This is a genomic window from Microcystis sp. M53603_WE2, from assembly GCF_030065435.1.
Genome location: NZ_JASJFF010000149.1, coordinates 1 through 2,140 on the forward strand (window position 1 = coordinate 1; position 2,140 = coordinate 2,140).

The window sequence follows — 2,140 nt, forward strand, 5'->3', positions numbered from 1 at the left end:
AGTCCTGATTACTTGGTTGATCGAGGTATCGCTCTAGCTTACCGGGATTTAAAGCAGTATGATCAGGCTTTGCGGTTTATCGATAACGCTCTGAAAGCGACCCCCGATAATCCAGAATTAATGTATCTGAAGGGTCAAATCCTGAGAATTCAAGGCAATACGGATAAAAATACTGGCTCTTTGAAACTGGCATTAGATTACTTTAATAATGCCCTGAAAAAACAGGAACAACTCCCCGAATCGGTCAAAAAACAGTTAAATCGCGAACACCGTAAGGTACAGGAGGAGATTAAATCCCTAGAAAACACCGCTAATCGCTAAAAAACGCCTAAAAATAGTCAATGTTTGTTTTTTTTATCAGTTATCAGTTTTTGAAGGCAATAGGCAGCCGTCAAGGGTGCATCTCACATTTGCAGGAATACCGACAATCAGCAATTATCAGTGACTCTTAGATGATGACAAATGTATCAGCAGCTGCCTGTAAGCATCTCACCGAAAAGCTAATGCGCTCCGGGGTTTGGGGGGTAGAACCCCCCAAAAGCTGGGATTGAGTGATAAAATCGGAAGTAATGCCCGATTTTAGGCGAGAGTTTCGCCGTAAAAATCCCAATTGGTAGATTTACAAAAATGAGATGCACCCGCCGTCCAATTTTGCCAAAACAGAAAATCTCCTCTTATGGTATATAAAGTAAAGGATTATTAAGCTTCGCGGAAGTTTATTAATTAAAGTTAAAAATATATTGACAAAAAAATTGGCTTGTGGTAAGGAGCAGAATTTAGCCAAACCTCCTAGCTGATTTCTTGTCAAGGGTTCACCTAAGTGTAATTGGAGATTTCATGACGGCAACGACGGATAAATTGCATGGGGAGTTGATCACCTCGATCGAGCCAGACTTTAAACTGAAAGATATTATTAAAACCATTCCCAAAGAATATTTCCAGAAAGACCCAGTTAAAGCTTGGTTTGGAGTGATTACGAATATTTTGGCGGTCATTGCGGGTTATGCAATGCTAGTTTATTCTCCCTGGTATTTACTGCCTTTAGCTTGGATTTTCACTGGTACAGCTTTAACGGGATTTTTTGTGATCGCGCATGATTGCGGTCATCGGTCTTTTTCCAATCGACCCTGGGTTAATGATCTTGTCGGTCATATTTTCCTCTTACCGCTTATCTATCCCTTCCACTGCTGGCGTTTCCTGCACGATCGCCATCATACTAAAACTAACATGGTAACTATAGATAATGCTTGGGATCCGTGGGAATTAGAAGCTTTTAACTCGGCCAATCCCTTAGTGCGTCTCTTTTATCGCGGCATTCGCGGACGTTTCTGGTGGCTTGGTTCGATCGCCCACTGGGCTATTCTACACTTCAACATCGAACAATTCAAAGAGAACGAACGGGAAAAAGCGCGCTTTTCGATGATTGTCGTCCTAGTTTTTGCCGCTATTTTTTTCCCAACCCTAATTTTCTACACTGGTGTTTGGGGATTGGTTAAATTTTGGGTGGTACCTTGGTTTGTCTATCATTTTTGGATGAGTACCTTTACCCTTGTCCATCACACAGACCCCGATATTCAATTTTCCTATCCCGAAGACTGGAATCAAGCTTTAGCGCAACTAGAAGGGACAGTTCACTGTAGCTATCCCCGTTGGGTAGAAATTCTCTGTCACGATATTAATGTCCATATCCCCCATCATATCTCGACGGCGATTCCTTCCTATAACCTCCGCAAAGTTCACGCTAGTCTCAAAGAAAATTGGGGTAGTCACCTGAAAGAAACCGAGTTTTCTTGGGCATTAATGCAGCGAATCGTTGATTATTGCCATATTTTCGACTCCGAAACCGCCTACAAAACCTTTAAGGAAAGCCGCGGTTAAATCAGTGATCAGTGATCAGTTATCAGTTATCAGTGGGTAAGTTATCAGCTATCAGATTTGAGTTTGAAGTGACAGTATTAAATAGGGTTTGCGGCAAAAAGTTTTTCTTGGGGGCAGGGTGTGGCCCCCCCAACCCCCCCGACATCGGGGGGGCAGGTGGGGTGTGGGGTTTTACCAGTTTTGAGGTGGTCAACTACCTAATTTTCAGGGAAAAAGTCCAGGAATTTTCCCCCCGATCCCCGCAATGGCTGGCACTTTTTGA

General features: G+C 42.9%; 3 protein-coding genes. 2 read left to right on the forward strand and 1 reads right to left on the reverse strand.

The window, feature by feature from the left end; all coding sequences use genetic code 11:
- Positions 1 to 321: tetratricopeptide repeat protein (locus tag PX481_RS03425; RefSeq protein WP_288093673.1), on the forward strand; the 321-nt coding region annotated here is incomplete at its 5' end.
- A 516-nt stretch (positions 322 to 837) separates the two neighbouring features.
- The gene (locus PX481_RS03430; RefSeq protein WP_002759606.1) at positions 838 to 1,878 is read left to right on the forward strand and encodes a fatty acid desaturase; all 1,041 of its coding nucleotides are present in this window, start codon (positions 838 to 840) and stop codon (positions 1,876 to 1,878) included.
- 22 nt (positions 1,879 to 1,900) lie between these two features.
- On the opposite strand, the gene PX481_RS03435 is transcribed toward PX481_RS03430, so the two are convergent.
- Positions 1,901 to 2,071: a hypothetical protein gene (locus PX481_RS03435; RefSeq protein WP_288093674.1), complete on the reverse strand. Its 171-nt coding sequence runs from the start codon at positions 2,069 to 2,071 to the stop codon at positions 1,901 to 1,903.
- Positions 2,072 to 2,140 lie beyond the last annotated feature (69 nt).

Coding starts and splice junctions, on each gene's coding strand:
- PX481_RS03430 (WP_002759606.1), top strand. CDS start 838: ATGACGGCAACGACGGATAAATTGCATGGGGAGTTGATCACCTCGATC.